Annotated in this window: 1 protein-coding gene; it reads right to left on the bottom strand. The window is 39.1% G+C overall.

What is annotated here, in order from left to right:
- Nucleotides 1-55: 55 nt before the first annotated feature.
- Nucleotides 56-557: sensor histidine kinase KdpD (locus GNE10_RS35015; RefSeq protein WP_185570572.1), on the bottom strand; the 502-nt coding region annotated here is incomplete at its 5' end.

Here is a 557-nt window from a genome sequence, read left to right as displayed (position 1 = left end):
CTCCCCACACTCCCCCATCTTCCCATCTCCCCTGCTCCCTACCTCCCCATCTCCTTCATCTCCCCATCGCCCTTCTTCGCAAGCGGAACCAAAATCTAGAGCCACCTCCGGGGCGGGGTAAATAACCAATACTGCCTCCCCAGCGTTCTAGTGTGATTCTACAAAAATAAAGACCTAAGCCGGCTCTGCCTGATTTATCTTTGCCTTGGGAGAATTTTTGAAATAAATGTTTTACCATTTCTGGTGGTACGCCAGAGCCGCGATCGTCTATGTTAACTAAAACATATTCTCCATCTAACTGGAGACTAATAGTTACTATAGAATCTTGAATGCTATAACGATAAGCATTCTCTAATAAATTAGAAATTACTCTATCTAAACGAGATTTTTCTCCTAGCACTCTCCAGTCTATTGTTGTGTCAATTTCGTTAGCAAGCTCTAATTGGATATTTTTCTGAGAAAAAGTAGGCTTGAAAAACTCAATTACTTCTTCTAGAGAATTTAAAATATTAGGTAATTCTTCAATATGAAAATTAGAATTTTCTAAGGAAATTATT

Source organism: Nostoc sp. 2RC (assembly GCF_014222165.1).
GTDB classification, from domain to species: domain Bacteria; phylum Cyanobacteriota; class Cyanobacteriia; order Cyanobacteriales; family Nostocaceae; genus Nostoc; species Nostoc linckia.
This window is presented reverse-complemented; position numbering and strand designations above follow the sequence as displayed.